This window comes from Sideroxydans lithotrophicus ES-1, assembly GCF_000025705.1.
Classification (GTDB): Bacteria; Pseudomonadota; Gammaproteobacteria; order Burkholderiales; family Gallionellaceae; genus Sideroxyarcus; species Sideroxyarcus lithotrophicus.
The window spans coordinates 1,259,886-1,276,274 of the sequence record NC_013959.1 but is presented as its reverse complement, the minus strand read 5'-3'; the positions used below and the strand labels follow the sequence as shown (position 1 = coordinate 1,276,274).

At 54.3% G+C, this 16,389-nt stretch carries 19 protein-coding genes; 1 reads left to right on the top strand and 18 read right to left on the bottom strand.

The features are described 5' to 3' along the window. Nucleotides 1-3: 3 nt before the first annotated feature. From SLIT_RS06410 to rpoE, 15 genes are all read right to left on the bottom strand, one after another. On the bottom strand, nt 4-906 hold the full coding sequence (locus SLIT_RS06410; RefSeq protein ID WP_013029423.1) for a crotonase/enoyl-CoA hydratase family protein: 903 nt from the start codon (nt 904-906) through the stop codon (nt 4-6). A gap of 102 nt (nt 907-1,008) precedes the next feature. Beyond that, nucleotides 1,009-2,058, bottom strand: a complete 1,050-nt coding sequence (gene nagZ / locus SLIT_RS06405) for a beta-N-acetylhexosaminidase (RefSeq protein ID WP_013029422.1) — start codon at nt 2,056-2,058, stop codon at nt 1,009-1,011. Next, complete coding sequence (acpS, locus tag SLIT_RS06400; protein WP_013029421.1) at nt 2,058-2,441, bottom strand: holo-ACP synthase; 384 nt, start codon at nt 2,439-2,441, stop codon at nt 2,058-2,060. The genes nagZ and acpS overlap by 1 nt, the downstream gene beginning before the upstream one ends. Then, on the bottom strand, nt 2,438-3,154 hold the full coding sequence (gene pdxJ, locus SLIT_RS06395) for a pyridoxine 5'-phosphate synthase (protein WP_013029420.1): 717 nt from the start codon (nt 3,152-3,154) through the stop codon (nt 2,438-2,440). Before pdxJ ends, acpS begins: the two co-directional genes overlap by 4 nt. Beyond that, nucleotides 3,151-3,882 (bottom strand): DNA repair protein RecO, encoded by a 732-nt coding sequence (recO, locus tag SLIT_RS06390; RefSeq protein ID WP_013029419.1) that lies wholly within the window; start codon nt 3,880-3,882, stop codon nt 3,151-3,153. Before recO ends, pdxJ begins: the two co-directional genes overlap by 4 nt. Beyond that, the gene (gene era / locus SLIT_RS06385) at nt 3,875-4,768 is read right to left on the bottom strand and encodes a GTPase Era (RefSeq protein ID WP_013029418.1); all 894 of its coding nucleotides are present in this window, start codon (nt 4,766-4,768) and stop codon (nt 3,875-3,877) included. The genes recO and era overlap by 8 nt, the downstream gene beginning before the upstream one ends. Continuing rightward, nucleotides 4,765-5,439, bottom strand: a complete 675-nt coding sequence (rnc, locus tag SLIT_RS06380) for a ribonuclease III (RefSeq protein WP_013029417.1) — start codon at nt 5,437-5,439, stop codon at nt 4,765-4,767. Before rnc ends, era begins: the two co-directional genes overlap by 4 nt. A 6-nt stretch (nt 5,440-5,445) precedes the next feature. Continuing rightward, nucleotides 5,446-5,811 (bottom strand): DUF4845 domain-containing protein, encoded by a 366-nt coding sequence (locus tag SLIT_RS06375; RefSeq protein ID WP_013029416.1) that lies wholly within the window; start codon nt 5,809-5,811, stop codon nt 5,446-5,448. Between the two features lie 26 nt (nt 5,812-5,837). Then, nucleotides 5,838-6,641 carry a signal peptidase I gene (gene lepB, locus SLIT_RS06370; protein WP_013029415.1) on the bottom strand — a complete coding sequence of 268 codons (804 nt, stop codon included), beginning with the start codon at nt 6,639-6,641 and terminating at the stop codon, nt 5,838-5,840. 17 nt (nt 6,642-6,658) lie between these two features. Continuing rightward, nucleotides 6,659-8,452 carry a translation elongation factor 4 gene (gene lepA, locus SLIT_RS06365; protein ID WP_013029414.1) on the bottom strand — a complete coding sequence of 598 codons (1,794 nt, stop codon included), beginning with the start codon at nt 8,450-8,452 and terminating at the stop codon, nt 6,659-6,661. 96 nt (nt 8,453-8,548) lie between these two features. Continuing rightward, entirely contained in the window at nt 8,549-9,946 is a 1,398-nt protein-coding gene (locus SLIT_RS06360) for a DegQ family serine endoprotease (RefSeq protein ID WP_013029413.1), read from the bottom strand. 30 nt (nt 9,947-9,976) lie between these two features. Next, entirely contained in the window at nt 9,977-10,420 is a 444-nt protein-coding gene (locus SLIT_RS06355) for a SoxR reducing system RseC family protein (protein WP_013029412.1), read from the bottom strand. A 1-nt stretch (nt 10,421) separates the two neighbouring features. Next, the gene (locus tag SLIT_RS06350) at nt 10,422-11,399 is read right to left on the bottom strand and encodes a MucB/RseB C-terminal domain-containing protein (RefSeq protein ID WP_013029411.1); all 978 of its coding nucleotides are present in this window, start codon (nt 11,397-11,399) and stop codon (nt 10,422-10,424) included. Between the two features lie 11 nt (nt 11,400-11,410). Continuing rightward, complete coding sequence (locus SLIT_RS06345; RefSeq protein WP_013029410.1) at nt 11,411-11,890, bottom strand: sigma-E factor negative regulatory protein; 480 nt, start codon at nt 11,888-11,890, stop codon at nt 11,411-11,413. A 2-nt stretch (nt 11,891-11,892) separates the two neighbouring features. Then, complete coding sequence (gene rpoE, locus SLIT_RS06340; protein ID WP_013029409.1) at nt 11,893-12,492, bottom strand: RNA polymerase sigma factor RpoE; 600 nt, start codon at nt 12,490-12,492, stop codon at nt 11,893-11,895. A gap of 192 nt (nt 12,493-12,684) precedes the next feature. On the opposite strand from rpoE, the gene nadB reads away from it, so the two are divergent. Further along, nucleotides 12,685-14,274, top strand: coding sequence for an L-aspartate oxidase (gene nadB, locus SLIT_RS06335; RefSeq protein WP_013029408.1), 1,590 nt, complete (start codon nt 12,685-12,687; stop codon nt 14,272-14,274). On the opposite strand, the gene SLIT_RS15830 is transcribed toward nadB, so the two are convergent. From SLIT_RS15830 to SLIT_RS06325, 3 genes are read right to left on the bottom strand one after another with little or no spacing between them, the layout of a single operon-like run. Beyond that, complete coding sequence (locus tag SLIT_RS15830) at nt 14,259-14,699, bottom strand: protein YgfX (RefSeq protein ID WP_013029407.1); 441 nt, start codon at nt 14,697-14,699, stop codon at nt 14,259-14,261. The genes nadB and SLIT_RS15830 overlap by 16 nt on opposite strands. A gap of 20 nt (nt 14,700-14,719) precedes the next feature. After that, a complete protein-coding gene (locus SLIT_RS06330) occupies nt 14,720-15,937 on the bottom strand; it encodes a serine/threonine-protein kinase (RefSeq protein ID WP_013029406.1) in 1,218 nt (405 codons plus the stop codon). 18 nt (nt 15,938-15,955) lie between these two features. Continuing rightward, entirely contained in the window at nt 15,956-16,321 is a 366-nt protein-coding gene (locus SLIT_RS06325) for a TssQ family T6SS-associated lipoprotein (protein ID WP_223293847.1), read from the bottom strand. Between the last annotated feature and the right edge of the window lie 68 nt (nt 16,322-16,389).

Sequence of the window (16,389 nt, the reverse complement as noted above, 5' to 3'; positions counted from 1 at the left end):
AGATCATGCAGCAGTAGACATTGATGGCAGGACCTGTGGCTGCAGGAAGAGCTTTTCCTGGGAACGCACAAAACGATCCATCACCTTCAGGTCTTTCTCATTTAACTTCAATGCCGCATCGACCCATACGGTTGTTATATCCATCAACTCTTGCTGAGTTACGGGATTAAAACGATGGCGTGCCTTCTGGACGGCAAGAAAACCGTTTGAACGGCGTTCCTGTTTTTTTACATAATCGTTAACCGCCTCCACTCCCTTACCGTCTTCCACCAAGATGTCTATCAATCCAGCTTCATGCAACTCTTCGGCACTGTAGATCTTGCCGCTCAAGATCATCTTTTCTGCGAATTTTGGATTCACCTTTCTGGCGACCAGACTGTATGCACCCATCCCCGGAAACAGGTTGAACAGAATCTCCGGGAAACCCATTTGACTACTCCGTTCAGCAATGATGATGTCGCTGGTCAATGCAGCTTCAAATCCGCCCCCCAAGGCATCGCCCTGCAATAATGTGATTGTAGCCAGCGGTAAGCCAAAATGATGCACCCGCTGATAAATCACATCTATGCATTTTGTTGCGTAATGCAACAAAGCATCCCTATTCCTGCTGCGAATCAATTCCCTGAACAGGGCAAGCTGCCCGCCCAAATTAAAGACTCCTGGTGTAAGTGAAGCAAGTACAGAATAACGAATCTCATGTCCCTGAGCAACATCCGGCATGCGACTCCCTTGAGTCTCGATTTCATCGTGATGAGACCGCAGTTGTCCTAACAGCTCAAGGTTAAAACATGGGACGTTTTTTGGATCCAGAAGGGTCCACAACACGCCCCTCTCAGAATCGAAGCGCACTGTCAAATGCGTAAATTCTTTCTCCAACGGATGATGCATGCGAGACACTTGTTGCATTCTGCTCTCCTCATACCCAGGCCAAGATGGCTCGCATGATAGCTCCAAGAATCCTGTTCGAGAAGCCGCAATTTCATTCTCGATATCAGAAAAAAACCTGTGCTATACCAAGGGCAGTTCACCTTCGCGCATGCCGATGCCGGCCACTTCATGCAGTGCTTTGATGAAATCGGCATCTTCATGCAGCTGCACCAGTGTCCGCGAGTGCGGACGCCCGTGCATCTGTGCAAGACGCGCTTTGCTTTGTGCCGGCATGTCCCACTTCAGTCCTGCCAATAATTCATCGGCGGACTCAGGTTTGTTGCATACCAGCACCATGTCTGCCCCAGCATTCAATGCCGCTTCCGCACGCTGGACGATCCCACCGGCCACCGTAGCTCCTTCCATGCTCAAGTCGTCGCTGAAGATGCATCCTTCAAAGCCCATTTCACCCCGCAGGACATTTTTCAGCCACACGCTGGAGAAACCAGCAGGACGCGAATCGACCTTGGGATAAATGACATGGGCTGGCATCACGGCAGTGAGACCGTAGTTCACCATCTGGCGGAATGGAATGAGGTCACACAATTCGATGTCGGTATAACTGCGGTCGTCCACCGGTATCTCCAAATGCGAATCCGCCTTGACGAATCCATGACCAGGGAAATGTTTGCCCACCGTTGGCATGCCCCCCTGCCTGAGTCCCAGCAGTAAACTGTGTGCCAGCTCGGCGATGGCTTGAGGGTCAGAATGGAATGCGCGGTCGCCGATCACTCCGCTTGCGCCATAATCCACATCCAGCACAGGAGTAAAACTGAAGTCCACGCCGCAGGCTCGCAGTTCGGAAGCCAGCACAAAACCTGCTTGCTGCGCCAGATGCCTGGCGCGTTTGGGATGATCGTCCCAAACCTTGCCCAACTCGCGCATCGGCGGGATGCGTGTAAAACCTTCGCGGAAACGCTGCACCCTGCCGCCTTCGTGATCCACCGCAATAAGCAGCGGCGGCGTGCGCAGTGCATGGATGCTGGCCGTCAACTCGGCAAGCTGGCTGGGAGATTCGTAGTTACGAGCAAACAGGATGACACCACCGACCAGCGGATGGAGCAAGCGCCTCTCGTCTTCTGCAGTAAGCGTCTTACCGAGAATATCCAGCATCACAGGCCCATTACCCATCAATCTTCCCCTTCCAGGATCACAAATGCCACTGCACTGTCACGTTCGTCGCTGATGCTCAGGTGATGCCGTGCAACACCCATCTGTAGCAAATAAGCCGCCAATTCATCATCGAACTGAAACATCGGTTTGCCCAGTTCGTCATGGGTAACCGTGATTCGCTTCAGGCTTACCGGATGGCGCAACCCATGCCCGGTCGCCTTGGCAAATGCCTCTTTGGCAGCAAAACGTTTGCTCAGGAATCTTGCCGGATGGACTTGCGAGGCATATTCGGCCAGTTCGTCTTCGCTCAAAATCCGGGCTGCGAACGCTTCGCCATGTCGATTGCAAGCCGCCTCGATGCGCGCCACATTGACGATATCCGTGCCGATACCGAAGATCATGCTGCCAGCAAGGCCTTCATGTTTTTCACCGCCTGATCCAGCCCGATGAAGACCGCTTCGGAGATGATGGCGTGACCGATATTCAACTCGGCAATATGCGGAATCGCCACGATGGGACGGACATTGTGATAGTTCAACCCGTGCCCGGCATTCACCTGCAATCCCAGGGAATGCGCATACACAGCGGCTCGCTGGATTCTCGCCAGCTCCTGTTCGCGTGCCGGCACGCTATCGGCATCGCCATATTTTCCGGTGTGGATCTCTATCACGGGAGCTCCCGCTTTCTTTGCCGCATCCAGTTGTTTATCGTCGGCATCGACAAACAGCGAAACCCGTATGCCGGCTTCGGTGCAACGCTGCGTAGCACGCTGCACAGCATCGAAATGCTTGACCACATCCAGTCCGCCTTCGGTGGTCAATTCCTCGCGCTTCTCCGGCACAAGGCAGATGTCATGAGGTTTCACACGCAGCGCATTGGCGATCATCTCGTCGGTAACCGCACATTCGAGGTTCATGCGCGTCTGCAACATGCCGCGCAGGATATCCACGTCGGCATCCTGAATGTGGCGGCGATCCTCGCGCAGGTGGATGGTGATGGCATCCGCACCCGCCTCTTCGCAGATCAGCGCAGCACGCATCAGATTCGGATAGCGCGAGCCGCGCGCTTGACGCAAAGTGGCAACGTGGTCGATGTTGAGTCCAAGTTTGATCATAGTTTTTGCAAGTCCCTCATCAGTTCGCGTGTGTGCAACGGTTTCCCGGCAAGATGGTGATCCAGCAGCATGCGCATCAATTGTTTGCTCTGGCGCGCACTGTTGGCATCGCGATAATCGTCCGCAGCCATATCCAGCAACGTCTTGCCCGATACTGGCATTCCTTGCGAAGAATCCGCCATTTCCGCTATCGCACCGCGCTCAAGTATATAGCGGTAATTCCGCGTCGGCACAATGGGGCTGCCGCTGTCAGCTTCATTCTCCAGAAGCAGCGCATATCCCAGTTCTTGCAGCATGTGCTTTTCGAAGCAGCGCAGCGTGAATGCATGATCGTCTTCCTGCGCCAGACGCTGCAACGTTTGCAGATAATAGTCGAACAGGCTCTCATGCGGATCGTCTCGCGCCATCAGGTTGAGCAATAACTCGTTCAGATAGAAACCGCACAGCAGCGCTGTTCCTTGCAGCTGTGGCTGCCCGCCCTGCCATTCGGCGCTATGCAAGGTACGCAATTCGTGTTTGCCGAACCAGCTCATCTGCAAAGGCTGGAAGCCCATCAACAGGCCGCGCAACGCCGACCTGGGACGCCGCGCCCCGCGCGCCACCAGCGCGACACGTCCGTGCCGACGGCTGAACACCTCCAGTATCAGGCTGGTCTCGCGGAATGGATAGCTGTGCAGTACGAAGGCCGGTTCGTCCTGAATGCGTTGTTTGGATGCCGCGTTACTCATACCCCAGCGTCTTCAGCATATGGGCGCTATCCGCCCAGCCGCTGCGGACCTTGACGAACACTTCGAGAAACACCTTGCCGTCGAACAGTTTCTCCATATCCAGGCGCGCCTGGGTTGCGATCTCTTTGAGCTTTTCTCCCTTGCTGCCGATAAGCATGGCCTTGTGCGCCTCCTTGTCGACCAGAATGGCGGCGTGGATTCGGCGCAGCTTGCCCTCCAGCTTGAATTGTTCGATCACCACGCTGACCGAGTAAGGCAGCTCCTCGCCGGTGAAGCGGAACACTTTTTCGCGCAGCAACTCTGCGGCAAGGAAACGCTCGTTACGGTCGGTGATCTCATCTTCGGCATACAGGTGTTCGCCCTCCGGGATGTAGGGGCGTATGGCTTCCAGCAATGTATCGAGCTGTTTTCCCTGCCGTGCACTGACCGGAACGATCGCGGCGAAATGGCGCAAAGCCGAGATTTTTTCAATAAAGGGCAACAGTTCGGATTTGTCGGCAAGCAGGTCTGCCTTGTTGATGACCAGTATGACCGGGCGATCTTGCGGCAACAGCCCCATCACCTGCTGGTCTCGCTCATCGAATTGGCGAGCCTCCAGCACAAACAACACTACGTTCACCTCGCGCAAACTGTTGGTCACCACACGGTTCATGCCGCGATTCAGGGCATTGGTATGCTGCGTCTGGAAACCGGGCGTGTCGACAAAAACGAACTGGGTGTCAGCCTCAGTGAGGATGCCGGTGATGCGATGGCGGGTAGTCTGTGCCTTACGAGAAGTAATGCTGATCTTTTGCCCGATCAGATGATTGAGCAAAGTCGACTTGCCGACATTGGGACGTCCTACGATGGCAATGAAGCCGCTATGGAAAACTTGAGATTCAGTCATTGAGTTTCTTTGATTTGTTGATAGGCGCGTTCTGCGGCGATTTGCTCGGCGATGCGGCGGCTGGTTCCTTCTCCCTGGCTGACCAGACCAAGTTGGGCGATCTCGCAGGTGACGACGAATGTTTGCGCATGCGCTTCACCCTTGATTTCGGCCACATGATATTGAGGCAGGGCCAGTTTTCGGCTTTGCAGATGCTCCTGCAACAAGGTCTTGGCATCTTTGCCCAGCGTCTTCAGGTCGGTCTGCACGATGAAGGGGACATATAAGCCCAACACCACCTTTTCTGCAGCCATGAAACCAGCATCCAGCAACACCGCTCCAAACAAGGCCTCCAGTGCATCAGCCAAAATTGAAGGACGGCGGAATCCCGCACTTTTGCGTTCGCCCTCGCCCAGCAATAGTTGTTCGCCCAAATTCAGTTGCTGCGCCAAAATAGCCAAAGTCTGTTGATTGACCAGATTGGATCTCAGACGTGACAGATCGCCTTCCGGCAAGTCTGGATAAGTATCATATAGATATTTGGCAATGGCGCAATTCAGCACGCTATCGCCGAGAAACTCCAGCCGCTCGTTATGTGCGGCCGAGTAACTGCGATGGGTCAACGCACGCTGCAGCAATTGTGGCTGCAAAAACTGGTAGCCCAGTCGCTTACACAGTGCCGCGTGCTTCATGAAAAATCATGAACTGCTGGGGTTGAATTCGAGCAGCAGGGTAATGTTGCCTGCCAGCGGAATCTTGACCGAATAGCTGGCGCTGATGCTCAATCGTCCACCGGCCTTGATGATATCGATGTCATCAGAGGTTATATCGGTGATGTAATCGATGTTTGCACGCTTGTCATACGAGGCTTTGATTTCCTTGATCGAAGCATCCTGCATCGACGGATCGCTGGCCATCGTTCGAAATATCTGGGCGATTTGGGCACTATGGATATAAGGCGGGACCAGCTTCATACCCAGTATCGCCACAAAGATTATTCCAGCCGCAACCAGAACCATACCGAAAAAGCCCAGACCACGCTGCTTGAACATTGTTGCTTTCATCTCCACTCCTTTCACAAGTCCCCTGGCTACTTGATCGATAGACCCACACGACCCAGTTCGTTGAAATTCATCCAGATCAAAAATGCCTTGCCGACGATCATATCGTCAGGCACAAACCCCCAATAGCGACTGTCGCGACTGTTGTCGCGATTGTCGCCCATCATGAAGTAGTGTCCAGGCGGAACAGTACAACGTACCTCCATATCGCTGTAACTGCACTGCTCATGCAGCGGAAATTCCGCCACGTTGCCCAGATGCACCAAAGGCATATCCGGATTGAGCAGAATCGCATGGGTCTTGCCCCCCAGGTTCTCTTTATATCGCTCGGTGTGCACAAAGCGCAATTCGCTCTCCACATAATTGTAGTCGCCATCGCGCTGTTGCACTTGCAGCTCGCCATTGATCCAGAGTTTCTTGTCGCGATAGACCAGCTGGTCTCCCGGCACCCCCACCACACGCTTAATATAATCCACCGACGGGTCTTCCGGATACTGGAAGACCATCACATCGCCGCGCTGTGGCTGGTTGATATCGACTATTTTTTTGTTGATGATGGGAATGCGCAGGCCATAGGTAAAACGGTTGACCAGAATAAAATCGCCCACATGCAGAGTTGGGATCATCGAGCCGGACGGTATCTTGAACGGCTCAACCAGGAATGAGCGCAACAAGAAGACGATCAGAATCACCGGGAAGAAACTCTTAGCGTATTCCACCCACCATGGTTCATTTACCCCTGCAGGACGTTTTGCACGCAGCAAAAAACGATCCATCAACCAGATCACGCCAGTTAGCAATATCAACAAGATCAAGATCAAGGCAAAAGTCATTCTTCTTCCAGTTCTGGTTATTTATCGTCTACACGCAGGATGGCGAGAAATGCCTCCTGCGGAATCTCTACGCTGCCGACCTGCTTCATGCGCTTCTTGCCTGCTTTCTGTTTTTCCAGCAGCTTTTTCTTGCGGGAAATGTCACCGCCATAACATTTGGCCAGCACATTCTTGCGCAAGGCTTTCACGTTCTCGCGCGAGATGATGTTGGCCCCGATGGCTGCCTGGATCGCCACGTCGAACATCTGGCGCGGGATCAGTTCGCGCATCTTCGCCGCCACTTCGCGCCCGCGATATTGGCTGTTGGCGCGATGCACGATGATGGATAGCGCGTCCACCTTCTCGCCGTTGATCAGCATATCTACCTTCACCACATCGGCGGGACGATATTCCTTGAACTCGTAATCCATCGAAGCATAGCCGCGCGACACCGATTTCAGCTTGTCGAAGAAATCCAGCACGATCTCGCCCATCGGCATCTCGTATTTCAGCAGCACTTGCTTGCCGTGATAGGTCATGTCGATCTGCACGCCGCGCTTTTGTGTACATAGCGTGATAACCGAACCGACATATTCCTGCGGCATGTAAAGATTGACGTTGACGATGGGCTCGCGGATTTCTTCCACTTTGGACAGGTCCGGCAGTTTGGACGGATTGTCTACCATCAGCACGGTGCCGTCGCGCTGCACCACTTCGTAGATCACCGTGGGAGCGGTGGTGATCAGATCCATGTCGAACTCGCGCTCCAGCCTTTCCTGCACGATTTCCATGTGCAACAAGCCGAGGAAGCCGCAGCGGAAGCCGAAACCGAGCGCCTGCGAGACTTCCGGCTCATATTGCAGCGCTGCATCGTTGAGCTTCAATTTTTCCAGCGAATCGCGCAGCGCTTCATACTGGTTGGACTCCACCGGGAACAGTCCGGCGAACACCTGCGGCTGTATTTCCTTGAAACCCGGCAGTGCGCTGGCGGCCGGCCTGGACACCAAGGTGACCGTATCGCCGACCTTGGCATCCTTCAACTCCTTGATACCGGCGATCACAAAACCGACCTGCCCAGCCGATAGGGAATCGCGATCCTGCGATTTCGGCGTGAACACCCCGACATGCTCGGTCAGGTGCTGAGCACCTGTCGCCATGAACAATATCTTGTCCTTCGGCTTCAGCGTGCCATTGACAATGCGCACCAGCATCACCACGCCGACATAGTTGTCGAACCACGAGTCGATGATGAGCGCTTGCAACGGCGCATCGACATCCCCCTTGGGCGGCGGCACCTTGACGATCAATGCCTCCAGCACGTCTTCCACGCCCATTCCAGTCTTGGCCGAACAACGCACTGCATCTTGCGCACCGATTCCGATGACATCCTCGATCTCGGCGATCGCATTCTCCGGATTGGCGGAAGGAAGATCGATCTTGTTCAATACCGGCACCACCTCGACACCCAGATCCAGCGCGGTATAGCAATTGGCGACGGTCTGTGCCTCCACCCCCTGCGAAGCGTCCACAACCAGCAACGCGCCTTCGCAGGCAGAGAGCGAACGGGAGACTTCATATGAGAAATCCACGTGCCCCGGCGTATCGATGAGATTCAGGTTGTATAACTGTCCGTCTCGCGCCTTGTAGTTCAATGCCGCGGTCTGTGCCTTGATGGTGATACCTCGCTCGCGCTCGATATCCATCGAATCCAGCACCTGCTCCTCCATCTCGCGGTCCGACAAGCCTCCGCATAAATGGATGATGCGATCCGCCAGAGTGGATTTGCCGTGGTCGATGTGGGCGATGATGGAGAAGTTACGGATATGCTGCATGTGGCTCAAAATGATAAATCCCGTCGAAAGCGGCTATTTCGCAAAGCGCGAATTCTAGCCGATTTTGACGGGATACGCTGAGCGACAAAGGCTTGCTTACTTATCATCCATCTTGATCGGGACATACACCGTGCCATCGCTACGGCGCACCAGCAAGGCAATGTTGCGGCCATGCGGCACCTTCTTCAGCACCTCGTTGAACTGATCGACACTGTGTATTTCTATGTTGCCGACAGCGAGAATCACATCGCCTCGCTGCAGCTGACTGCGTGCAGCCGGACCTTTCAGTTCTTCCACAATCAAACCGCCAGCCACCTGCAGTTCCGCCTTTTGCTGGTCATTCAATTCGCTCACAACCAAACCAAGGCGAGCTTCGCTTTCAGAAGAGCCCTCTGCGCTGCCGCGGTTGCCGCCCCGCTGTACAGCAGCACCCTCATCCCTCATCTCCCCAACCACCAGCGATACATCCAGCGTGCTGCCCTTGCGCCACAATTGCACCTTAACCTTGCTGCCGGGCTTGGTCGCGGCAACGATACGTGGCAGGTATGCCGATGAAGTCACCACCTTGTCATCGAACTTCAGGATTACGTCACTGGCACGAATTCCTGCCTTTTCCGCAGGGCTTCCTTTGTCCACGCTGGATATCAGCGCACCGCCAGCCTTAGTCAAGCCGAAAGAGTCAGCAAGTTCGCGCGTCACTTCCTGAATGGTCACGCCGATGCGTCCGCGCGTCACCTTGCCGGTACTGCGCAACTGGTTGACCACATCCATCGCAACGTCGATGGGGATGGAGAACGACAGCCCCATGTATCCGCCGGAACGGCTGTATATCTGGGAATTGATGCCGACCACCTCTCCCTTCATATTGAACAGCGGGCCGCCGGAATTGCCTGGATTGATCGGCACATCCGTCTGAATGAAGGGAACATAGTTCTCCTGCGGCAAGGACCGCCCTTTGGCACTGACGATACCCGCAGTGACACTACTATCAAAACCAAAAGGCGAGCCGATCGCCACCACCCATTCGCCCACCTTGAGTTGATCTGGTGATCCCAGAGTAACCTTGGGTAAGCCTGTCGCATCGATCTTGAGCAATGCCACATCTGTGCGCTTGTCGGCGCCGATCACCCGGGCTTTGAGTTCACGCTTGTCAGTTAACCTGACCGTGATCTTGTCTGCGTGATCAATAACATGTGCATTGGTAAGGATGTAGCCGTCTGAACTGATGATGAAGCCCGAGCCGAGTGACTGCGATTCCTGCTCGCTCGGCGCTTGCGGAGCGAAATGATGGAAGAACTCGTTGAACGGGTCGTTCTCAGGCAAGCTGGGTATGCCCTGGAATGTTTGCGGGTTGTGGATGATTTGCGTTGTACTCACATTCACCACTGCCGCTCCCTGCTGTTCCACCAGCACGGTGAAATCGGGCAAGGTGTTGGCAGCGGCAAAATGGGCGAACAACCCGAAAAATGCAAAAAAAACCAGTTTTTTCAGCATGATATGATCAGCCTCCAGATGGATCGTTGATTAATGACCAGACTGCGATCTAACAACAGATGAAGCAACTGCCTGCCCGATTCCCGGGGACAATTTTGCATAAATAAAACCGATCGCCAAACCGAAGAGTGCGCCGACAACCGCGTAAGCGTCATGCCCGACCGTTGCGGTAGCCAAACCGGATCCCGCCGCACCACCAACCAGAAGCAGAACCATAGGCACCACATACATCTTCATGGCGCCGCGCAACAAGGCCCCGTCGGGGATGGTCACTTCCACCTCGTCACCCTCCATGGCGCGAGCAGCATTGCTAACGTTGAAAAGACGAGGTTTGTTGCTGCAAAACAACTTCGTCAGAGTTCCGCTGCCGCAACCGCCTTCGCTGTCACAATGGCCGCAGCCGCCCGTACCCAAGGGCTTTACCGAGGCACTATCCCCATGAACATGAATGACGATGGCGCGCATTTCCAGCATGTCATTGTCCCGCATAGCGAACTGAATCGCCCACTTGAATTACTGTCCTTGATGGCACTTCGCCGACCACAGTGATCAGATGGTCACCCACGATACGGTTATAGATATGCACAGCACCTTGCCCGGACAATCCGGAATGAAGATACGACGCGTCCTGGGATTTTTCGATAAACACCGAGATGCCCGCCAAGCCGTCGGAGAACACCATCTGTATGACATGTTCCTTGTTTGCCCGGAACGGACGACGCATTTCAAGTATCTTCTTGAATCCGGAAGGAAGAGCATCCACCTGCCAACCGCATGGCTCCTCAAGCAGCTCAACTTTGGGCAAGGGAGATAGATGGAGTTCCTGAACCATTGCAGCTGAAGGCTTGTCTTGTACTATCCATTTGCGATCGATATTGCCGCCTATATTCAACTGCATGAATGCATACTGTTCAATGACCAGACCCCGATCATTCAGCACCACTGCTTTAAGCAACAAACCCGAGTCGCTGTCCGCCCACAATTTGCGTGCATAACGCAAATTGTCCCTGGGCAGGAAAACGACGGCATGGGCATGATAACCGGCCACTTCATCTTCCTCAGCCTGAGTGACTGAATAATTCTCTTTCAGAAGCGAAATCTGTTCGGGCAATAACGCAGGGAAGGAGCGCTTGATTTGGCGTTTTTCCACCCGGACCTTGTGTCCATCGGTGTACAACCATACCTGATCATTGTCGCGAATAAGCTCTCTCCGCTCTCCACCTATACCCTCAAGGCGCTCATGCTCTCCGGCAGAATCGGAGACATGGGTAATGCGCGACATTTCGACACGTCCGCCCGATTGATAAACGAAAACCCCGCTGTAATCGGTCTGATGCGCCGCAAACGCCATGGTCTTCAGCCAATCCGACTCATCTGCACGCAATGGATCGGCAAATGCCGACGCAACACCCAGCTGCAACAGCATAAAGAACAGATAACTGTATTGTCGCATCGTACGCCGCACTATCTGCCCGCCACCGCGCGAATGTAAGAGGCAGCACCGTGTATGTCCGCACTGGGCGAATATTCCTGATGAGCCATCAGATAATCGTCGACTTGAGCGGATGCGGGGCGAATCGCAGAGATATTGTCCTGCGGAATCATTGCCACCTGCGGCGCAGGTTCGCTGCCGACTTGCAGGGACAGCCAGGCCACCAAGGCCAGCGCCATCACGGATGCAACGGCAGAAAGTGCAAAATTGCGGACACGCTGTGTAGTACGGCTGTATGGGGCAATTACGGTTGGCTCGGCCTTCAATCGCTCATGGAAAGATTTTCCGAAGTTTTTACAGATGTGGTCGGGCTGTCGCAAGGCGTCGCCTATCAGATGATAATTTCCCCACTCCTGTTGTACTTCAGGATGGCGTTTGAGCTTGTCCAACAAGGCATCCGCCTGGTCTTCGAACATCTCACCATCCATCAGCGCAGAAATTTCCTGTTTCATCTTTACCACCTTTTATCTTCACTCGTACCTAACAATGGACGCAAATTGGTTGCTATCGCCTCGCGTGCCCTGAATATCCTCGATCTGACGGTGCCAATCGGGCAATCCATCACCGCTGCAATCTCTTCATAGCTCAACCCCTCAATCTCACGCAAGGTCAATGCCGTGCGCAAATCATCAGGCAATTCCTGCAATGAGGAGTTCACTACTTCCACAACTTGCTTGCTCATCAGTTCATTCTCGGGCGTCGCCACTTCATGCAACAGCGCTGCATCCTCGAAATCTTCCGCCTCATCCGCATCGAACGGCGTACTGGTGGGCGCTCTGCGACCTTGCGCCACCAAGTGGTTTTTTGCGGTATTGATGCCAATCCGGTACAACCAAGTGTAAAACGCACTATCCCCCCGAAACGCAGGTAAGGCGCGATATGCCTTGATGAACGCATCTTGCGTGACATCCTCTGCCTCAGCTGAATTTCGCACAAAACGCGAAATCAGACGGCCCAGTCGACGCTGATATTTTGCCACCAACAACTCGAACGCGTGCTTGTCGCCGCGTTGCGCCCGTTCCACCAGTTGTTGATCGACCTCCCTGTCACCCATTCCGTTTCCCGGCTTATTGATTTGAACCGCTCCCAAGCGGTTCGATAGTATAACCGGACGGATGCTCAAACGTCAGCTTTGCCAATGTCACGACATTGACATCCAGGGCAGAAATAAGTTCACAACGCCGGTTTGATACCCTCACAAGTTTGCTATAGTTCGCCAAGAAAATAACCTGACTGGAATAGTTGCGTGCTGCGTTTCGATACACTCATCATCGGTAGCGGACTGGCTGGCCTGTCTTTGGCACTCAAGCTGGCAGACAGACAAAAAGTCGCCGTTATAACCAAAAAATCGCTTCTGGAAGGTGCCAGTGCATGGGCTCAGGGCGGCATTGCCGCGGTACTTTCCCCCGACGACTCGCTAAAGGATCATATCCAGGACACTCTTGTCGCCGGGGCTGGACTGTGTGACGCAAGAACCACTCGCTTCGTAGTTGAACATGGTGCGGCAGCCATCGACTGGCTGATATCGCTGGGGGTGCCATTCACCCGCGATGCCGATTCAAACAATGGTTACCATCTCACTCGCGAAGGCGGTCATAGCCATCGTCGCATCATCCATGCTGCCGATGCTACCGGGCAGGCAGTACAGGAGACCATCGCCGCGAAGGTACGCGCCCACCCGAACATCACCCTGCTGGAACGCTTCATCGCCATTGATCTCATTACCGGAAAAAAATTGCGCCAGGATGACAATCGCTGCCATGGCACTTATGCCCTGAACACTCTTAGCGGTGAAGTAATCACCATTTCGGCACAGAACACCGTACTTGCCACTGGCGGCGCAGGAAAAGTCTATCTCTACACCACCAATCCGGACACCGCCACCGGCGACGGCATCGCAATGGGCTGGCGCGCCGGCTGCCGGGTCGCCAATATGGAATTCATCCAGTTCCATCCAACCTGCTTATATCACCCACATGCCAAATCCTTTCTTATCAGCGAAGCGGTACGCGGCGAGGGCGGGACATTGAAACTGCCCGACGGTACACGTTTCATGCCATGGCATGACGACCGGGCAGAGCTGGCACCGCGCGATATCGTAGCCCGCGCCATCGACTTCGAAATGAAGAAACGGGGCCTGGATTGCGTCTATCTGGATATCTCGCACCAGCCCGTCGAATTCTTGCAGGAGCACTTTCCGACCATTTACTCGCGCTGCCTGGCACTCGGAATCGATATTTCAAAACAGCCGATACCGGTCGTTCCAGCCGTTCATTTCACCTGCGGGGGAGTTATGACCGACCTGCACGGACGTACCGATGTGAACGGACTTTACGCTATCGGTGAAACCGCCTGCACCGGATTGCACGGCGCCAACCGCCTGGCAAGCAACTCGCTTCTGGAATGCCTGGTGTTCGCCGAAGCCGCTTCGCTGGACATACTCGACAGCCATGCAAGACCAATCCCCGAACTACCGCAATGGGATGTAAGCCGTGTGACAGATGCAGACGAAACCGTGGTGATCTCGCATAACTGGGATGAATTGCGTCGATTCATGTGGGACTATGTCGGTATCGTGCGCACGACCAAACGCCTGCAGCGCGCACAACATCGCATCAAATTGCTGCACGAGGAAATAAACGAGTATTACAGCAATTTCCACGTCAGTGCCGACTTGCTGGAGTTGCGCAATCTGGTATTAACTGCCGACCTAATCGTACAAAGCGCCCTGTCCCGGCACGAAAGCCGCGGTTTGCACTTCAGCAAGGACTATCCACAAATGCTGCCCGAAGCTCACCCCACTGTGCTGACACCACCGAGCTATGTTGCAGCCTGATTCGATGCATCTCCCCACCTCAAGGCGATACACAAGCGGCGAAAGCTTTCCTGCCCGGTCCCGTCTCGCAATATCAGCAGGCTGCGCCTGCCACCTTTCTCATTTAAAACAACGTTCAGAATGACCAGATAGGGCGTGACCACGCTATCCGGGGATATCCTGCATGGCGCATGTCTGCCATTGCGTAAAACCAGCACTATATTGCCGTCATCTTCAAGGCGGAAAGCTATGCAGGAATGCTCCATACGCAGATTCGCATGAAGCAGCAGGCAATACCCGCCCCAACACAGCACCAACACAGTCATGCCGATCAATGGCAACTTCGGCAATGGAAGCAACCATAGCGCAACCAGCGCTGCAGAACAGAGGATAAAAAAGTACAGAGCGAGTGAACGCGACGGGCGCAACTTGAAAGACCGCTGCATTCCTGGCACTTATTGGGACGCTAGAACAGAAGCGCAGAGATCAGGCCGATCAGGATCAAGGCTACAATGGCCATCAAGATAAGCCCGCCTCCCTTGGCAGATCGCGCGTCATGTTCCGGATACGTTACGTTGCCTGTTGTATGCCTCGTAAACACTGGCGATTGGGGAGCGGCCTGGTTTATCTCATCAATGCTGGGACGCACCATCTTGAATGTCTTGGATAACTCTTCCACGTCTTCCTTGCTTGCAGTCATCGCAGCCAGACGCATCGTCGCCCCGGCGGAATCAAAAGACGGTGACAGCCTCATTGTAATCGCAGGATCAGCCTCCTCGCTGACCTCTCCCTCCTGCGGAGCCGTCCCCGAAACAAAGGAAGCACTCGGAGCATTTGCGATATCAGCGGAGAGCACAGTGCTCGGCATGGTACCGCGGCAGGCACGCAGGTCATTCGCAAAATCTTTGGCATTCTGGTAGCGGTTCTCCACATCTTTCGCCAGCGCCTTTGCAACGATGAAATTGAGCATTTCCGGGACAGCCGGATTCAAGGATCTCGGCGGCTGCGGAATCGCATTCAGGGTCTGATACATGATGGCATTGACGTTTTCCCCCATGAAGGCAGGCTGCCCGGTCAGCATCTCATACAACACAACGCCAAGCGAAAATATGTCCGATCGCTGGTCGGTCAGTTTGCCCATCACCTGCTCGGGAGACATGTATTTGGGCGAGCCAAGCACCATGCCAGTCTGAGTGCGGACACCGGCAGAGGCCATGCGTGCGATACCGAAGTCGGTGATCTTCACATGACCATCGCGGCCCACCATGATATTGGATGGCTTGATGTCGCGATGGATGATGCCGTGTTCGTGCGCGTAAGCCAGGCCCATGGCAACTTGCGACACGATATCGAGCACTTGGTCGACCGGCAACAGCTTGTCGTCATTGAGAATGTCCCGCAGCTCCCGGCCTTGCAGGAATTCCATCGCGATATATGCGATGTCGCCACTGCGTCCGACATCGTAGATGGTTACTATATTGGGATGACTAAGTCGACCGGCCGCTTTGGCTTCCTGGTAGAACCGCCCCTCGTATTCCTCGCGCTCTTCCTGCGCAAGACTCAAGGTGATGGTCTTGATGGCGACGATACGGTCGATCAGCGGATCGGTGGCCTTGTAAACGACCCCCATCGCCCCCTGACCGAGTTCGCCGACAACCTCATAACGCCCCAAATGACTGATCATGTGCCCAGTGATGAATAGTTATTTGCCAAATTTTGCCTTCGCACTGCGGAAAACCGGCCCCCAGACCGGATGACCAGCCTCAGCCGGGGTCAGTTCGAACTTCGGATTCAGAAGCAATGCCTTGTGAAAGGCCTCATAGCACATCCGCTCTCTCCCGGAAACGCAATGTATGAACGCGAGATATTTATATGCACTCACCTTGTCATCCTTATCGGCCAATTTCGCTTGCAGCACATTGGTCAGAGCTTCTACCGAGGCAATATAGTTGCCTTCCTCATAACTCTCTACGCCCTTGCTCAATTTGTGTCCGGCAGTTCTGTTATACCACCAGCACTCGTCACAAGTGTTCAGGGTATGGCAACCGCTCAGGAGCAATACCAACATCGCGCCCAATATCACATTATGGCGACCCAACATCCATACTCTCCTAATTCTTTGCCATCACCAACAAT